The 17,056-nt window shown below is 47.5% G+C and carries 15 protein-coding genes; 11 read left to right on the top strand and 4 right to left on the bottom strand.

The window, feature by feature from the left end:
• Positions 1–34: 34 nt before the first annotated feature.
• On the bottom strand, positions 35–2,257 hold the full coding sequence (locus tag GWR56_RS09090; RefSeq protein ID WP_162430797.1) for a putative Ig domain-containing protein: 2,223 nt from the start codon (positions 2,255–2,257) through the stop codon (positions 35–37).
• Between the two features lie 73 nt (positions 2,258–2,330).
• Positions 2,331–4,337 (bottom strand): glycoside hydrolase family 127 protein, encoded by a 2,007-nt coding sequence (locus GWR56_RS09085; RefSeq protein WP_162430796.1) that lies wholly within the window; start codon positions 4,335–4,337, stop codon positions 2,331–2,333.
• Between the two features lie 319 nt (positions 4,338–4,656).
• Between GWR56_RS09085 and GWR56_RS09080 the strand changes: the two genes are divergently transcribed.
• The 11 genes from GWR56_RS09080 to GWR56_RS09030 all read left to right on the top strand — a co-directional run bounded on the left by GWR56_RS09080 (position 4,657) and on the right by GWR56_RS09030 (position 14,453).
• Positions 4,657–5,091 carry a hypothetical protein gene (locus tag GWR56_RS09080; protein WP_162430795.1) on the top strand — a complete coding sequence of 145 codons (435 nt, stop codon included), beginning with the start codon at positions 4,657–4,659 and terminating at the stop codon, positions 5,089–5,091.
• A gap of 21 nt (positions 5,092–5,112) precedes the next feature.
• Positions 5,113–5,547: a hypothetical protein gene (locus GWR56_RS09075; protein ID WP_162430794.1), complete on the top strand. Its 435-nt coding sequence runs from the start codon at positions 5,113–5,115 to the stop codon at positions 5,545–5,547.
• Between the two features lie 146 nt (positions 5,548–5,693).
• The gene (locus GWR56_RS09070) at positions 5,694–6,053 is read left to right on the top strand and encodes a glycoside hydrolase (RefSeq protein WP_162430793.1); all 360 of its coding nucleotides are present in this window, start codon (positions 5,694–5,696) and stop codon (positions 6,051–6,053) included.
• A 102-nt stretch (positions 6,054–6,155) separates the two neighbouring features.
• Positions 6,156–6,527, top strand: coding sequence for a hypothetical protein (locus GWR56_RS09065; RefSeq protein ID WP_162430792.1), 372 nt, complete (start codon positions 6,156–6,158; stop codon positions 6,525–6,527).
• Between the two features lie 117 nt (positions 6,528–6,644).
• Entirely contained in the window at positions 6,645–8,987 is a 2,343-nt protein-coding gene (locus GWR56_RS09060; RefSeq protein ID WP_162430791.1) for a TonB-dependent receptor, read from the top strand.
• A 1-nt stretch (position 8,988) separates the two neighbouring features.
• A complete protein-coding gene (locus GWR56_RS09055) occupies positions 8,989–10,428 on the top strand; it encodes a PepSY domain-containing protein (RefSeq protein ID WP_162430790.1) in 1,440 nt (479 codons plus the stop codon).
• Positions 10,429–10,431: 3 nt separating this feature from the next.
• Positions 10,432–10,641 carry a heavy metal-binding domain-containing protein gene (locus GWR56_RS09050; RefSeq protein ID WP_162430789.1) on the top strand — a complete coding sequence of 70 codons (210 nt, stop codon included), beginning with the start codon at positions 10,432–10,434 and terminating at the stop codon, positions 10,639–10,641.
• A 778-nt stretch (positions 10,642–11,419) separates the two neighbouring features.
• Entirely contained in the window at positions 11,420–11,611 is a 192-nt protein-coding gene (locus GWR56_RS09045) for a hypothetical protein (protein ID WP_162430759.1), read from the top strand.
• 320 nt (positions 11,612–11,931) lie between these two features.
• Positions 11,932–12,630: a DsbA family protein gene (locus GWR56_RS09040; RefSeq protein ID WP_162430788.1), complete on the top strand. Its 699-nt coding sequence runs from the start codon at positions 11,932–11,934 to the stop codon at positions 12,628–12,630.
• An 81-nt stretch (positions 12,631–12,711) separates the two neighbouring features.
• A complete protein-coding gene (locus GWR56_RS09035; protein WP_162430787.1) occupies positions 12,712–13,218 on the top strand; it encodes a hypothetical protein in 507 nt (168 codons plus the stop codon).
• Between the two features lie 158 nt (positions 13,219–13,376).
• On the top strand, positions 13,377–14,453 hold the full coding sequence (locus tag GWR56_RS09030; protein ID WP_238395339.1) for an MFS transporter: 1,077 nt from the start codon (positions 13,377–13,379) through the stop codon (positions 14,451–14,453).
• Between the two features lie 2 nt (positions 14,454–14,455).
• On the opposite strand, the gene GWR56_RS09025 is transcribed toward GWR56_RS09030, so the two are convergent.
• Positions 14,456–14,725, bottom strand: a complete 270-nt coding sequence (locus GWR56_RS09025) for a hypothetical protein (RefSeq protein ID WP_162430786.1) — start codon at positions 14,723–14,725, stop codon at positions 14,456–14,458.
• A gap of 643 nt (positions 14,726–15,368) precedes the next feature.
• Positions 15,369–17,051, bottom strand: a complete 1,683-nt coding sequence (ettA, locus tag GWR56_RS09020) for an energy-dependent translational throttle protein EttA (RefSeq protein WP_162430785.1) — start codon at positions 17,049–17,051, stop codon at positions 15,369–15,371.
• Between the last annotated feature and the right edge of the window lie 5 nt (positions 17,052–17,056).

Raw genomic sequence — 17,056 nt, 5'->3', positions numbered from 1 at the left:
CCCTCCCAAGGAGGCAATTTAATCGGCCAATTTCTTACTTACTAAATCTCACCAACATTACACCGTGTGGCGCTACTTTAACGGTGTAGCTGTTACCGGGCGACGTCACATTCTTTTGGCGCCATACATCACGTACTTGGGTTAGCCCCTGCAAGCCATTCTCGTTTCTATTTATAACAATGGTTTGATAGATATCTGATGTATTGAAAACCCCAACAGCCTTGCTGCCATCAGCCATATCTTTTATCCATACTTGGTAATCAGCAGTTTTTGTAGCGCGTGTGGCTTCTTTTCCTAATGCATCCTGGTTAATGGCCAAAACTTCGTCGTTGGTAAGCAGGTTGAGTGTAAACTGATCAAGTTTGCCCATATCACAGCCTATCAGCAATGGCGACGCCAGCAGGCTCCATAGGCTAATGTGGGTGTATTGCTCATCCGGTGTTAGGCGTGTATTGTGCTGGTTATCGCCCCAGCCTACTTTACCTACTATCAGCATATCCGGGTCGTTGAAATGGCCGGGTTCCGCATGCGGGGCCGCATCCATTTGGCTAAAGCCAATATCCGCCATGCTTTTCCAGGTATCGGTAATATCACCAGTAGTACGCCAGCTATTGCCCCCAACCTCGGCTCCCCAGTTCCAAACCTTGCCCATGCCGTACTGGCAAAAGCTGTACATGATATCGCGTGGTATCTTATCTAACGATGCGCGCATTACCCGGTACGGCTTTTTCATGTCATCCAGCGTAAGGTCTCGCGGCGCCACTTCTGTGTACGAGCACCAATCATATTTTAAATAATCAATCCCCCAATCACCGTAGGTTTTAGCGTCCTGGTCCTCGTGTTGCCAGCTACCCAGATAGCCACCGCAGGTGCGTGGACCGGGAGATGAGTATATGCCCATTTTTAAACCCAGGCTATGCACAAAATCGGTAGTGGCCTTCATATCCGGAAACTTTTGGTTGGTCAGTATTTCGCCACTTGCCGCCCGGTTTTCGGCCTCCCAGCCGTCATCAATATTGATGTAGTTCCAGCCATGGGCGCTTAGCTTATCTATCATGGTTTTAGCGGCTACACGCACCCTTTCATCATTAATAGATAAACCAAAGGCATTCCAGCTGTTCCAGCCCAATGCGGGGGTAAGCCCAATCAGATCGCCAATTTTTATGGTGAAGTTTTTTGAATTTGCGCCCAGGCCGTTTTTGGCTGTAAGGATTACGGTATAATTGCCCTTTTGATTAACTACGCCGCTTATAATACCGGTTTTAGCATCAAGCTTTAAACCATTTGGAAGTCCTTTCGCCGCATAGGTAAGCGGTTTTTGTCCGCTGGCAGGTATCAGGTACAAAAAAGGGTTGCCAGGTCTTGCACCATAAACATCGGGTCCGTTCACTTTAGGGGTAAGCGCAGGTGCAGGGGTAAGTATGTATGGCGTACCATCCGTTTTGGTAATGCTTTTACCTGATTTTTCTTCGGTAAAAGTATAGCTAACCGCATACGACTTTTGCGCCAGCCGGGCTATGCTGAAATTATAGGTAAAAGGTTTGCCGGCGGTAAAACTGGCATCGTTTGTTTTGTTATAAATAACAGCGTTATTCTCCGGATCGATTACTTTAAAGGTTAATTTCCCCCTGTAAACGTAATTACTTGTGGTAATAAGTTTGATGGATTTACTTAAACTATTGTTAACGCCATAATTGAAATCGGCGTCAGTATTAATGCTTACCGGGTCCATCACGTCAGCCATCGCCAAAGTGAATTTATTGCCGTACAGCCCGCCATCGCCGCCGGTATCAAATATGCGTACCGCTAATACGTTTTGCTTATCCCACAAAATGGCAGGATTATTTGCGGCTATGGTGTAGCTGCGCGGGCCATAATCACCTGTCTTTATATCGCCGGCCTTACCGCCATATTTGGCTATCAGCTGTCCGTTCAGGTAAACCTCGTCGTTATCGTCAACATCATTTAGGGTGATGCGTAAGCTATCTTTTAAGTAAGATTTTTCTTTTAACGAAGTTGGGATAACCAAATGCAGCCTGTACCAGCCAAAGCCGTTAACATCTTCGTAGCCTTGCCTTTCCCAGGGCCGCGTCAAACTTACAGGTTTCCAGCCGGCATCGTTATAGTCGGGCTGCGCCCATTGGGCTGAATCGCCAACGGCAAACTTCCAACCCTTATCAATTGAAATTTGCTGTGCTGCGGCCCCTGTTACAAATGCTGCGGTGAGACAGGTCAGTAAAATAAGTTTCTTCATCATAGTGATATTGATTTGATTTTTTGATTACCGTACGGAACGGCATTGGTTTACTGTCAAAACTACGGTTTAGCAACTACTTTGTTATCAATTCAATATATTTTACCTGTTCGGGAAACCACACTGTCATTTCGCCCTTGCCTCGATTAGCCCAGCTGTAATAAGGGATGGCGGTCATGGTTTTAGCAACGGTAGAAACCGTTTGAGCTTTTTCATCAATATTTACGCTTTTTACCTCGGCTTTCAGCACAGTAACGCCATTAAGCAGGCTGGGGTCGTAAGCGGTGGTAAACGTTGTGTTTTGCGGGATGATAATATTAGCTGCCTTGCCGCCGTTGTCTTTCCACTCGGCGCAATACATGATAGGGCCGCGCTGCAGGGCTACTTTTCCGGCATCTTCAGGGAGCTTATCACTGGCGATAACCCGTTGTACATTCATGGGGAGGCTCATGTCTATCTTATCGCCCTTTTTCCATTTGCGGCTGATTACCGCATAGCCTTTACTCATTTGATACTCAAACGGCTTGCCGTTAAGCTTTATCTCTACTTGTTGGTTTACAGGGGATTGATAGCTGTATAGGTCAGATGGGATAGCCTGATTTTGCGCCCATCCGGGTATGCGGATCTTCAGGTTCATATCCATAGTTCCTGCCGGCTCAACGGTAAAGGCCAGGCCGCCGTCCCAAGGGTAGTTGTTTTGCTGGATGATCTTAAGATCTTTATTGTCTACCTTCAAATCGCCTGTACCGCTGATGAACAGGTTTACATACACATCCCTGCCGCTTTGGGCGTAAATATAGCCCGGGATAGAGGGCATGAGCCTTACCACGTTGGTGGGGCAGCACGAGCACGTGAACCAACCCGCGCGCTCCCGTTCGATATCCGGATGGTTAAAATTATCATGTATCTGCATGGCGTTGGTATAAAAGAACGATTTACCATCCAGCCCAACGCCCGATATCAGGCCGTTATAAAGGGTCTTCTCCAGCACATCAATATATTTCGATTCGCCGTGCAGCAAAAACATTCGCTGGTTCCAGAAAACGTTGCCAATGGCCGCGCATGTTTCGTTATAGGCGGTTGCATTAGGCAGTTCATAGTTATCGCCGAAGCGTTCGCCATCGCCAACGGCGCCTATGCTGCCCTGTACGTACATTTTTTTGCCCACCATGTTATCCCATATCTTATCTATAGCGGCCAGGTATTGTTTATCGCCTGTTAGCGCAGCTACATCTGCCATACCCGAGTACAGGTACATGGCCCGTACAGCGTGGCCTTCGGCCTCGGTTTGATCAATTACAGGTTTGTCATCCTGCCAGTAAATGCCGTTTTCGTAAACGCTTTTACTTTTTTTGTTGTATTCCTTATGTCCGCGCTCGTCTATAAAAAACTTGGCGAGGTCCAGGTATTCTTTTTTGCCGGTGATGCGGTACAGCTTTACCAAACCCATCTCTACCACCTGATGACCGGGCGCCACATGCCTTTTGCCTGGCCCGAAGGTACGCACCAGCAGATCGGCGTTTTTTAGGGCGATATTTAGGAAATTGCGCTTACCGGTAGCCAGGTAATGGGCTGCCGCTCCTTCGTACATGTGGCCTGCATTGTACAATTCGTGACTGTTTTCCTGCTCTTTTACCCAGCGCTCGGTGCCCAGCCAGGGGCCAACATGCAGCGGGTCGATTGTGCGGGCAGTGTACAGGTAGCCGTCGGATTCCTGGGCGCGGCCAATGATTGTAATCATCGAATCCACGTAATGGTCAAGCTTTTTATCAGGATGCAGGGCCAGCGAGTACGATGCCCCTTCTATGGTTTTGTAAATATCGGTATCATCAAACGGGTAGGTGGTGCAAAATTTACCCTTGCGCTCGGCCGCCATCTGGAAGTTTTTTACCCTGCCTGTGCTTTCGCAACGGGCAAAAGATGCCGGTATAGTTACCGTACGGTTGGTTTCGATGCGCTGTGTCCAGAAATGATCAGTCAGTTTTACGTTGGTAAAGGCCACCGGCTGAATAGTGTAATCTTGTTTTTGGGCAAAGGCAGTAAGACTGCACGAGATTAGAATTACCAGGCAAAACTTTTTCATGGGCGATAAATTGTTTGAATTTTAAAGCTAACCAAAAGTACAGGAATACCCACCCTTGTGCTGCCATATTTTTACCAGATAATGCCCATATTTTACCTTAAAAAATAAAACTCAAACCGTGTAAATGGTAAAATATTGGCTTCAACTTAAAAATTCCTGAAAATTCCTGATAAAATTGCATGTTTTTCCGGGCGCAATCCGCTTGTATTTAAATAAAATAAATAAATCTAAATCAAATAAATTAAAATAAATAGTACTATGTATTGCATATTACTATTTAAAACATATATCTTTACAAAAAATCAAATCATCATATAAAATGAAAACGAAATTTTATTTAGTAAGCACTATACTCGCCGGCTTTTTGTCAGTGGCGGGCCATCGCGTAGCATTAGCGCAATGCGATAAAACAGTTACTCTTACTGCGTCGTCTACAAACTACCTTGACGACAAAGGCACTATAACCCGCACGGTAGATGAAGGCGTCGTAATTACAGTTACCAAGACCGACCTGACCATTGTACCGGGTAACGACCATGAACTGGGAGGCAAGATCACCTCGTACACCTGCGATTGGAAAGTACCTTATAAAGAAGGAAGATCGGTTATTAAAGCCACGGTAAGTAAAGATGGTACCAATGAGATGCATGCTACCGTAACCATTGAGGGCAAAGATGGTAAAGTAACCCTCACTTTCGAGGTTGAAGAGAGAGTTGGCCGCAAGATACAGGTAGTAGCAGATAAATTTGAATAATTAACCTTTATATCCCATAAAATGAAAACACGAAAAATACTTAAAACAGCCCTGGTAGCTTTATTTCTTGTAATAACAGGCACTACCATAACCTATGCGCAATGCGACAAAACGGTTACCCTTACGTCGTCAAAAACCACCCACTTTGATGAGAACGGGAACATATCTAAAACAAAAGATGAAACGGCTGTTATCACCATCAGCAGTACCGATATTACCATTGTACCGGGGGATGAAGATCATAAAATGACCGGCAAGATAACCTCGAAAACCTGCGACTGGAAAGTGCCTTATAAAGAAGGCAAAATGGTTGTAAAAAGCATAGTGAGCGGCGATGGCGGCGACGACAAAGATATTACCGTGACCATTGAAGGGAAAGATGGCAAGGTTACCCTTACGTTTGAAGCTGTTGGTTTAAACGGGAAGATACAGGTAGTGGCCGATAAATTTGAATAATTTATTGGCTATTGCTTTTTTGATGGCGGCAGGATGTGGTGCGTCCCCGCTTTTTTATTAACGATATAATTTGATATTAAAAAGCAGCTGCCGCTTATTTTGTATCAATAAAACGCTATATTAGGATTATAAAATGATAACCCCACATGAAAAGAAAGATTTTTACAACAGCCCTGTTATCCTGCTGCTTTATGGTATGTTTGGCGGCAATTTATGCTGATATTAACGGCAAATGGACCGGTTCGTTAAACACCCCGGATGGTAACGCTATAGCGGTATCGTACGACTTTAAGGTTGACGGCGAAAAACTTACCGGCACGGCAACTTCGCAAATGGGCGAGGTACCCATTGATAACGGTAAAATTAAAGGCGACGAGTTCTCATTCAGCGTAAACGTATCGGGCACCGATTATCCGCATAAGGGTAAAGCCTATGCCGACTCGTGCGCGATGGATATCGATTTTGGCGGAAGCAGCTCGCATTTTGTTGTTAAACGCGATAAGTAATCAAGGCCATCCGCAAATATTTTAAGCCCCCGCCAACCGGTCGGGGGCTTTTATCGTTATAATGGTAGCATTTATTACAAACTACACGTACCTTTGCGCCGCATGTTACAACGTTTTACCGCATACTTATTAATTGTATCACTGGTATCGGCCAATTTTTCGCGTTTTTTTATTTACGCGGGTTTTGAGCTGAACAGGAACTACATCGCGACGAAACTTTGTGAAAACCGTGATAAGCCCCAGCTGCATTGCAACGGCAAGTGCTATTTCATGAAAAAGATAAAGCAGGCCCAGGAAAAACAAAACACCGAAGAACGCCAGGCGCAAAAAAACCTGTTTCAGGAAGCGTTTTGCAACCAGCCTGCTAAGGTTAAGTTTTACCAGGTTTTATTATCGGTTACCAAAGTTCCCAACTACCGTATCCACCTGCCCGAGCAATCGCGCAATATCTTTCAGCCGCCCCGGCTTTCATAAAAACAACTTATTTATTCATACAGTTTACGATACCCGCTTAAAGGCCCGTATCCGCTATGCATTGGCATGCGCTGTAATTTGTTAATGCCCTGCGCAAAAGGGCAAGTTTCCCGTTTTATGAAACTATCTATATTATTATATATCCTGCTGGGCTTTGCGCCTGTCCTTTGCTTTGGCCAAAGCACCCTGCACGGAACCGTTACTGATGCCCGCACGCACGAGGCTGTTGCTGGCGTTATGGTAAGCAACGCCACCAGCGGCCAATTGCTTGCCACTACTAATGCCAGGGGCCGGTTTACCTTATTAACCGACAGCGTTAAAACCCTGCGTTTTAAAATGATTGGCTTTGCCGACAAAACTTACATCCTTGCAGGCAACGCCTCCATAGAAATAGCTTTAGAGCCCTCAACCATTGATCTGCAGCAGGTGGTTGTCTCGGCCAGCCGCCAGCGCCAGGCCCGGCAGGATGCCCCCATCGCTATCAGCAAAATAAACGCTACCCAGATACACGATACCAAAGCCACCGCGCTTTACCAGTTATTGAACAAGGTAACCGGCGTATACATGGTAGACCTTGGGAATGAGCAGCACACCATGGCCATACGCCAGCCTATTACCTATAACGCCCTGTACCTGTATATGGAGGATGGGCTGCCTATCCGCCCTACGGGGATATTTAACCACAACTCGCTTTACGAGATCAACATGAGCGGGGTGCGGGATATCGAGGTGATCAAAGGCCCGGCCTCGTCGCTTTATGGCAGCAATGCTATTGGCGGGGCCGTTAACTTTATAACACAAGGACCACCCGCGGGTTATGCGGGCAATGTATCGGTGCAGGGCAACAATTATCATTACCGCCGGGTTGATGCCGATGGCGGTTTCAGCACGGGCAAATTTGGCTTGTATGTTGGGGGTTACATAGCCAAACAGCGCAACAGCTGGCAAGACTACAGCGATTTTGACAAATACTCGGGCAATTTTAAAACCACTTACGATTTTGATAACGCCACCCGCTTAACGGCATCTGCCGCCTATAATTACCTGAACACCCAAACCCCCGGCGCCCTTGACAGCGCTAAGTTTTACAGCCGCATGTATGGTGCAAACCAGCGCTTTACCTATCGCAAGGTAAAAGCCTTCAGGGCAAACACTAAGCTGGAACACACCTGGAGTGATAAAAGCAGCACCTTTTTAACCTTGTTTTACCGCGATAACTCTACCGCGCAATTGCCAAGCTATTACATATCTGATGTGAGGGATAACGACGGTAAATACCTAAGCTCGAACGGGCAGGAGAACGACCAGCGTTTTCACAGTTTGGGCTTGCTTGCCCAGCACAGGCAGGATATGGGTTTCCTGCATTCGCGGCTCATCGTAGGGGTTTATGCCGATAACAGCCCCAGCAGTTATTACGCTAAGTTTTTGGATATCCAAAAGGATGTAGCAACCAACACTTACACCGGCTACACCAATACGGGTAATTATATCGATAACTATCGCATAAAGCTGTTCAACACGGCCGCTTATGCCCAGTACGAACTGAAACCCGCCGCGCCTTTGCGCATTGTAATGGGCCTTCGGTACGATCGCATACATTATAACTTTGCCAATGGCATTGCCACGGGCAGCAAATACAAACAGCAGGAAGCAAACGATTTTAACATAGTAGCGCCAAAACTTGGGCTTACTTACAATTTCGGTAATAACAAAGGCCTGTATGCCAATTACAGCGTAGGCTTTCAGCCGCCCGAAACCGGCGATCTGTACAGCGCGCGCCAGCTAACCCCGCTAAAACAGGCAACCTTTAATAATTACGAGGCGGGCGGCTGGTTTACCGGCCTCAACAAAAAGCTGTACTTAGAGGTTACCCTGTACGACCTGGAAGGCCGTAACGAGATCATTAACCAGCTATTGCCCGATAACACCACCCAAAACCAAAACGCGGGGGCTACCCGCCACCGGGGCATCGAGTATTCGGTTGCTTATGCGCCGGTGAGCGAAGTAAGCTTCAGGTTTAGCGGCACCAATACCAAACACACCTACGTGGATTATAGCGAAGTGGCCACAAACTTTAGCACCGGTACCAGCACCGTTAAAGTTTACAACGGCAACCGCATGAACAACGCCCCGGCATGGATAGCTAACTCCGAGCTTACTTATAAACCCGCGTACATGAACGGTTTCAGGCTGGCGGGCGAGTGGCAGCATATCAATTCGTACTTTACCAATCCGGCCAACACCAAAAGCTATTCGGGTTACGATATATTTAACGTGCGTACCGGTTTTGATATAAAAAGCGGCGCGCTAAAAGGCGCGGGCCTTTGGCTTAACGTCTTGAATGTAACCAATAAGCTTTACGCCACAACGGTGCTTAGCAACCAGTATGGCGATACCTATACCGCCGCGCCGCCACGGGTTTATACGTTAGGCATCAGCTATTCATTTTCAAAAAATTAACATGGCAACAGCAAAACAAAATTTTTATAAATGGCACCGCATCCTCGGCCTAACGGCCCTGGTACCCGTTATCATGTGGACGCTGAGCGGCCTGTCGCACCCCTTTATGTCAAACTGGTTCAGGCCGGTAATTGCGCAGGAAGTTTACAAACCTGCCCCGGCTAAAACAAAACCGGCGCTATCTTTACAGCAGGTAATTAATAAAAATAGCATTGATAGCTTTATCAATGCGGGGCAGATCAGTTTTAATAAAGACACCTATTACCAGGTTTTAGGTACAGATAGCACATATAATTACTATTCGGCCAATACCGGCGTATTGCTACCCGGCGGCGATAAGCTTTATGCCACTTACCTGGCCCGTTATTTTACACAAGATAGCACATCAAAAATAAAAGCCATCACCCTGCAAAAAACCTTTGATAGCCGTTATCAGCCCATTAACCGCTTGCTGCCCGTTTGGAAGGTTGCGTTTGATACGCCGAACGGCATGGATGTTTACATCGAGACCGGGCAAAGCCGCATGGGTACGTTTAATAACAATACCCGCAAGGTTATGCTGGCTGTTTTTGAGCAGCTACACACCTGGCAATTCCTGGCGGATATTGCAGGCGACCAGGTCCGTGTAATTGTACTGCTCGTTATTGTAAGCATCATGTTCTTATCGCTGCTAAGCGGGTTGACCATTTACGGGCTGTTCTGGAAAAAGTTTAAGGCAGCGCAGCAAAACCGTAAGACCGGCAACCGTAAGGATACCCGCTTTATACACCGCTTTCACAGGCAAATTGGCTTAATAGTTTCCTTCGTGATGTTCACATTCGTTATCAGCGCGGCGTTTCACCTGGCGGTAAAGCTGCATAACATCGGCCCCGAACAAAAAAGATACACCCAGGTAATTAGCAGTAAAGATCTTGCAGTATCTAACCTGGCGTTACCGCTTGACGAAAGTTCGGTTAAAAATATCAACCTGGTTAAATTTAACGATAGCACCTGGTACCAGGTAAGCGATTTTAAAAAGAACGTAACTTATTACAACACCCAAACCGGCGCCCTTTTGCCCGACGGCGACACACAGTATGCCCGGTGGCTGGCTAACTTTTACCGTGGCGGACCGGGCGCTAAAAAGGTTAAAGGAACCGTAAATATTACCCAGGTGCGTCAGTTTGATAACGAGTACGGATTTATAAACAAGCGCCTGCCGGTGCAAAAGGTAGCCTATCCTACCGGCGAGAACTGGTACATAGAAACTACCACATCGCAGCTGGCCACAAAAGTTGCCGGCATTGACCGCGCCGAAGGTCTTACATTTATATTTTTACACAAATACTTTGGCATGAGCTGGGCGGGCAAAAACGTTCGCGATATTGTAAGTATGCTGGCCGCTTTGGGTGTGCTGGTGGTATCATTATTTGGCTTTGCCGCCTTTATTAAAAACAAATAGATCATGAAAAAAACTCTCTTTATCATAGCATTTGCAGGTCTGCTCTTCGGAGCAGGTGCCTGCAGTAGTCCGGCACAAAAAGATGCCAAAGAAACCTCCACGCCAAAAGGTAAATACTACTGCACCATGCACCCCGATATAACCTCAGACAAGCCCGGCACCTGCAGCAAATGCGGTATGGACCTGGTGGAGCGGGATACAACCGGGAAGTAAGGTGAAGCAAACCGGGATTATAGTGGTGGGTTTGTGCATCTGCGAACGGTAGTCCGCTCATGAAAGCACAACACTTTATCTGTTCTACGTTAGCAATGGCGGTGAGAAGTATGAATCGTCAGTGGATGTCACTTTCTTTTCACTCAAAAGAAAAAGTACCAAAAAGAAAAGTCGCGGCTGCGTCCTGTTCTGTGAAAGGATGTGCCGATGCAATGCCTGTACTATCCGAACAGGCCAATGCCGCAATTTGAGGTTGTGTTAAGGCAGTGGGGGGCTTATCGCTCGGGGATTGCCACGCTACGCTCGCAAGGACGTGTCGGTGGGGAGTTGTGATTATGCGTCAGCAAAACAGCTTCGGGCGAAAGCGGGCAGAACGATGGTGGCCTTGAGCGAAGGCAAGGGCATAGCAATACTTGCCTGAAGCGCATGGCCAGGTGCGAACGAAGTTGGGGCAAGATTTTGCAGCCCGTGGTTCTGCCTGCTTTGCGGGGGAAAAAGGCCTTGTGCGGCAGAGAAGCCTTTTTGCTGACTTGATCTTTGGTTACTTTGTATCAAGACAAAGTAACAGCCCTCCGCGGCAATTGAGCGGACTACCGTTCATGAAAGCACAACACTTTATCTCTTCTTCGTTAGGAATGGCAGTGAGGAGTATGAATCGTCAGTGGATGTACTTTTTCTTTTCTCTCAAAAGAAAAAGTACCAAAAAGAAAAGTCGCGGCTGCGTCCTGTTCTGTGAAAGGAAGTGCTTTAGCAATCGCTATACTACCCGAACAGGCCAATGCCGCAGTTTGAAGGTGTTGTTAAGGCAGTGCTTTTTCTTGCGGATTGCTTTTCTATCAAAGATTGCCGCGCTACGCTCGCAATGACGTTAAAGGGATTGTGTTTCCACATCAGCAAAGCAGCTTCGGGCGAAAACGGGCAGAACGATGTGGTCTTAAGCGGAGGCAAGGGCATAGCAATACTTGCCTGAAGCATGGGCCAGGTGCGAACGAAGTTGGGGCAAGATTTTGCAGCCCGTGGTTCTGCCTGCTTTGCAGGTAATGGCCATGTGCGGAAGAGAAGCCTTTTTGCTGACTTGATTTTTGGTTACTTTGTATCAAGACGAAGTAACAGCCCTCCGCGGCAATTGAGCGGACTACCGCTCATCCGAAGTACAAACCTAACTACTTCGCTTCGACCCCTCACTACCCCCGCTCACGCAATGGCATATCGTCACACCGATCCAGATTTTACTTTACGCTTACGCGATTACCCTGCTATTGCAGTAATTTTATACCAAATTTTATAAAGATGAAAGTTGAGATCTGGAGCGATGTAATGTGCCCGTTCTGCTATATAGGCAAACGGCGGTTTGAAGATGCCTTACAGCAATTTGCACACAAGGGTAAGGTAGAGATAGAGTGGAAAAGTTTCCAGCTTAACCCGGATATGGTAACCGACCCATCCGTTAACATTAACCAATACCTTGCCGACGCCAAAGGCTGGACGCTCGACTACGCACAGCAAATGAACAATCATGTTACCGAAATGGCTGCGGAGGTTGGCCTTACTTATCATATGGACAATGCCGTTGTCGCCAATAGTTTTAACGCCCATCGTTTTAGTCACCTGGCTAAAAAGCACGGCTTGGGTGATGCTGCCGAAGAAGCATTGTTTAAGGCTTACTTTACCGATGGTAAAAATATTGACGATACCGATACGCTGGCGGAATTGGGTACGGCTATCGGCCTGGATGCCGCTGAAATAAAGCAGGTACTTGCTGCCGATACCTATGCCGACGAAGTGAAGCACGACATTGCTGAAGCCCAATACCTGGGTATAAAAGGCGTACCTTTTTTTGTAATGAACAGCAAATACGCGGTATCGGGCGCGCAGGCGGTACCGGTGTTTACCCAAACGCTCGAAAAAGCCTTCGGCGAGTGGCACGATGAGCGACAAATAACAAACGTGGCAGAAGGCCCAACCTGCGGCCCCGACGGCGATTGTTAACCGTTATTTTTATTTATTAATAATTAAAACTTAGTGGTATATTGCTTCGTATAATGGATTTTTTTACCCCCTGATTTATATATGATTAAAAATTTTACCAAAGCAATATTTTCCATGCTCCTGATCTCGGCAATCGCCGGCTGTAAGCTTGATGCGCCAGTTTATCCTGAAGGAACTGTTGCCAACGAGGGCGTTGACGACGGCAATAATAATGGCAATACAGCAAGCGGCCGTACCATCACCTACACCATAGACGGTAAAACAACAACCTTAAAAAGCAACGTTGTGTTCCAGGTTTATACGGCTGACCAGTTCCCTCCGGACGGCGCTGTGCAAATTGGTGGCGGAACAGATGCTTCAAACTTATTCACACTGATGGCGCCTATCACCGGAACCGGTACTTTCGACATTAGTGGGCTAGCGGCTGGTACAACCTTGATAGGCGATGCAGGCAAGGTAACTGTGACGCAGTATAATGTATCCGGAAGTAATAAAGGGACTATAGTCGGCACGTTTACGGGCGATCTTGTAGATATTTCGAATGGGGCTGATAAAACCGTATCGGGCAGTTTCAGCATAAAAATGTGATACAACATTTGATGCTGGCATAATAGTTTGCTAAATAAGTTATATTTGCCATTAGTGTTGATTTAACACTAAGTAATTGACCGTATTTGGAAGCTACAAGCAAAACATATAATTTCTCAAGGACTACCCTGCGTTTAGCGGTGGGGGCCATGTTTTTTATGACAGGGCTATGCTTTGCCAGTTGGGCATCGCGCATTGCAACCATACAGCAAAACCTTCATTTAAGTGATGCAGGACTTGGCGGAGTGTTATTCGCGTTGCCGGTGGGGCTTATGTGTTCGCTGCCGTTTTCGGGCTGGGTAATCACCCGCATAGGCAGTCGCAACCTGCTGATAGGCGCCTTAACCGTTTACAGCCTGGCGCTTGTAACGCTGGGCGCGGCCCAGAACACGGTACAGCTTATTGTTTGCTTGCTGGTGTTTGGGTTTGCCAGCAATGCGGTAAACATTTCTGTAAACACCCAGGCCGTTGCAGCCGAAGAACTTTATAAAAGGCCTATCCTTGCCTCTTTCCACGGGCTGTGGAGTTTGGCAGGTTTTACCGGCGCGGCTATCGGCACGTTCATGATCGGTAAACAGGTAATTCCCTTCAAGCATTTTAGTCTTATCATGGCGGTTATAATTGTCTCGGTGATTTTTACATCCAGGTATTTAAAAAATGATAAACCGGCCAGCGCAGGGCCGGTATTTGTAATGCCTGATAACTCGCTTATCAAACTGGGCATTGTAGCTTTTTGCTCGCTGATATGCGAGGGCGCCATGTTTGACTGGAGCGTTATTTATTTTAAAAAGGTAGTGCTTGCGCAAAGCGCCTTAATGGGTGCCGGGTACACTGCCTTTATGCTTACCATGGCTACCGGCCGTTTTGTTGCCGATAAATTTGCCCACCGTTTTGGTTTAAAGCGTACCCTGCAGATCAGCGGGCTGCTTACTGCAACCGGCCTGCTTACCGCGGTAGCGCTGCCATATTTATATACCGCCCTGTTCGGCTTTTTATTGGTGGGGTTTGGCGTATCATCTGTAGTGCCGCTGGTTTACAGCGCGGCGGGCAAATCCAAAACCATGTCGCCGGGGGTAGCGTTGGCGGCCGTATCAACCATCGGTTTCCTGGGCTTTTTAATAGGCCCGCCTTTAATTGGCTTTATAGCAGGCATCGCCACGCTGCGGGCGTCTTTTACACTTATTGCAGCCATGGGTCTGTGTGTAACATTCTTTGCCACAAAGGCCAGGATCTGACCTTATTCGGCGTTCAAATCCGCTTCGTTGGGGTTTAACACGTACTCGAAATTCTCGTACCCGTTATGAAAGATAAATTTCACACGTTCGCGCGGCAGGTTTATATCAAGCGCTATCGCCCCCAGTGTAGCGGGTAAATTATCCCTTATCAATTTCAGGTCGGTCACGTGCGGCATATCCACCGCTATATCTTCTCCGCGGGCCTCTATTTTCCAGTCTTTAAGTCCGGCGGCCTGCAACACATCTATCCATTTTTGCTGATATGCGTTCATATTATTCTGATTTGCTTATAGAACAGGCCGCAACGAATTAAGTTTTTTGAATGTAGGGGCGCGTTTTCGTTCATACTACCCGTATCTTCGATGGAAAAGTCGGCGACAAGCATGTAGAAGATTGCTTCGTACCTCGCAATGACGGATTTCCTTATTTCCCGCGCGCGATTGCGAGCGATAGCGTGGCAATCTTTCGATGGGAAAGTCTGCGACAGGTATGTAGAAGATTGCTTTGCACCTCGCAATGACGGATTCCTTATTCCCGCGCGTCATCGTGAGCGATAACGTGGCAATCTTCGATGGAAAAGTCGGCGACAGGCATGTCCAAGATTGCTTCGTACCTCGCAATGACGGTTTTCCTTATTTCCTGCGCGATTGCGAGCGATAGCGTGGCAATCTTCGATGGAAAAGTCGGCGACAGGCATGTCGAAGATTGCTTCGTACCTCGCAATGACGGTTTTCCTTATTTCCTGCGCGATTGCGAGCGATAGCGTGGCAATCTTCGATGGAAAAGTCGGCGACAGGCATGTCCAAGATTGCTTCGTACCTCGCAATGACGGGCAGAGATACAGCAAAGCCCGGCTGACTATGCAATCGGGCTTTCATATGTCTTGTGTCTTAACTCTTATAGTCTGTTCTCCTGCTACACCGTTAGCTTTTTATATTTAATGCGTTTTGGGGCTACATCACCAACACGTTTTTTGTAGTTCTCTTCGTAATCGCTGTAGTTACCTTCGAAGAAGTAAACCTGCGAGTTACCCTCGAACGCCAGAATGTGGGTACAAACCCTATCCAGGAACCAGCGGTCGTGGCTGATAATTACCGCGCAGCCGCCGAAGTTCTCCAGCGCTTCTTCCAGCGAACGCAAAGTGTTTACGTCGATGTCATTAGTAGGCTCATCCAGTAATAAGACGTTCGATCCTTTTTTAAGGGTAATAGCTAAATGCACGCGGTTACGCTCACCACCCGATAACACACCTACTTTCTTTTGTTGATCGGCGCCGTTAAAGTTGAATTTAGATACGTACGCACGGGAGTTTAGCGGGCGGTTACCCACCATAATATTATCAAGCCCGTCGGTTACGTTTTCCCAAACAGATTTATTAGGGTCAAGGTCGTCGTGCATCTGGTCTACATAACCGAGCGCGACGGTATCACCTACACGGAAAGTACCGGCATCAGGCTGGTCCTGCCCGGTTATCAGGCGGAACAGCGTAGTTTTACCCGCGCCATTGGGGCCGATAATGCCCACAATACCCGCGGGCGGTAACGAAAAGTTTAGGTTTTCGAACAACACCTTATCGCCGTATGCTTTGGTAACGCCGTTGGCCTCGATAACGATATTGCCCAAACGCGGGCCGGGCGGAATAAACAGCTCCAGCTTTTCTTCGCGTTCCCTTGTTTCTTCGGATGCTAACTTGTCGTAGTTTGATAAACGTGCCTTTGATTTGGCGTGGCGGCCTTTAGCGCCCATGCGCACCCATTCCAGCTCGCGCTCAAGAGTTTTCTGGCGTTTGCTTTCGGTTTTCTCCTCCTGCGCCAAACGTTTAGATTTTTGGTCGAGCCATGAGGAATAATTTCCCTTCCATGGTAAACCTTCGCCACGGTCAAGCTCCAGTATCCAGCCGGCAACATTATCCAAAAAGTACCTGTCGTGCGTTACGGCAATAACGGTGCCTTTATATTGTTTAAGGTGCTGCTCCAGCCAGTCTATCGATTCGGCATCCAGGTGGTTGGTAGGCTCATCAAGCAGTAGCACGTCAGGTTCCTGCAAAAGCAGGCGGCACAGGGCCACACGGCGGCGCTCGCCGCCTGATAGTACCGAAATTTTTGTATCGGGCTCGGGGCAGCGCAGTGCATCCATCGCGCGCTCCAGCTTTACATCAAGCTCCCAGGCGTTAACAGCATCTATTTTGTCCTGCAACTCGCCCTGGCGGCTCATCAGCTTATCCATTTTATCGGCATCGCTGTAATACTCTTCCAGGCCAAATTTCTCGTTTATCTCTTCGTATTCCTTTAGCAGCGCGGTAGTTTCGGCAACGCCCTCCTCCACAATTTCCCTAACGGTTTTATCAGGGTCAAGCTCGGGTTCCTGGCTCAGGTAACCCACGGTGTAGCCCGGCGAAAACACCACTTCGCCAATATTGGTTTTATCAATCCCCGCGATGATCTTCAACAGCGAGGACTTACCCGAACCGTTCAACCCGATAACGCCAATTTTAGCGCCGTAAAAAAACGACAGGTAAATATTTTTTAACACTGTTTTTTGCGGCGGATAAACTTTGCTTACCCCTGCCATCGAAAAAATGATCTTCTCGTCTGCCATAAAAT

Origin of the sequence: Mucilaginibacter sp. 14171R-50, from assembly GCF_010093045.1 — a bacterium.
In the GTDB taxonomy this organism is placed as follows: domain Bacteria; phylum Bacteroidota; class Bacteroidia; order Sphingobacteriales; family Sphingobacteriaceae; genus Mucilaginibacter.
The sequence above is the reverse complement of the archived record's forward strand: the minus strand, read 5'-3'. Positions and strand labels throughout refer to the sequence as shown.

Bases quoted from the DNA above. Each gene is read 5' to 3' on its own strand.
- GWR56_RS09040 (WP_162430788.1), top strand. From the start codon at position 11,932: ATGAAAGTTGAGATCTGGAGCGATGTAATGTGCCCGTTCTGCTATATA.
- ettA (WP_162430785.1), bottom strand. From the start codon at position 17,051: ATGGCAGACGAGAAGATCATTTTTTCGATGGCAGGGGTAAGCAAAGTT.
- GWR56_RS09075 (WP_162430794.1), top strand. From the start codon at position 5,113: ATGAAAACACGAAAAATACTTAAAACAGCCCTGGTAGCTTTATTTCTT.
- GWR56_RS09045 (WP_162430759.1), top strand. From the start codon at position 11,420: ATGCCGCAGTTTGAAGGTGTTGTTAAGGCAGTGCTTTTTCTTGCGGAT.
- GWR56_RS09060 (WP_162430791.1), top strand. From the start codon at position 6,645: ATGAAACTATCTATATTATTATATATCCTGCTGGGCTTTGCGCCTGTC.
- GWR56_RS09050 (WP_162430789.1), top strand. From the start codon at position 10,432: ATGAAAAAAACTCTCTTTATCATAGCATTTGCAGGTCTGCTCTTCGGA.
- GWR56_RS09070 (WP_162430793.1), top strand. From the start codon at position 5,694: ATGAAAAGAAAGATTTTTACAACAGCCCTGTTATCCTGCTGCTTTATG.
- GWR56_RS09055 (WP_162430790.1), top strand. From the start codon at position 8,989: ATGGCAACAGCAAAACAAAATTTTTATAAATGGCACCGCATCCTCGGC.
- GWR56_RS09080 (WP_162430795.1), top strand. From the start codon at position 4,657: ATGAAAACGAAATTTTATTTAGTAAGCACTATACTCGCCGGCTTTTTG.
- GWR56_RS09030 (WP_238395339.1), top strand. From the start codon at position 13,377: ATGACAGGGCTATGCTTTGCCAGTTGGGCATCGCGCATTGCAACCATA.
- GWR56_RS09035 (WP_162430787.1), top strand. From the start codon at position 12,712: ATGATTAAAAATTTTACCAAAGCAATATTTTCCATGCTCCTGATCTCG.
- GWR56_RS09090 (WP_162430797.1), bottom strand. From the start codon at position 2,257: ATGATGAAGAAACTTATTTTACTGACCTGTCTCACCGCAGCATTTGTA.
- GWR56_RS09025 (WP_162430786.1), bottom strand. From the start codon at position 14,725: ATGAACGCATATCAGCAAAAATGGATAGATGTGTTGCAGGCCGCCGGA.
- GWR56_RS09085 (WP_162430796.1), bottom strand. From the start codon at position 4,337: ATGAAAAAGTTTTGCCTGGTAATTCTAATCTCGTGCAGTCTTACTGCC.
- GWR56_RS09065 (WP_162430792.1), top strand. From the start codon at position 6,156: ATGTTACAACGTTTTACCGCATACTTATTAATTGTATCACTGGTATCG.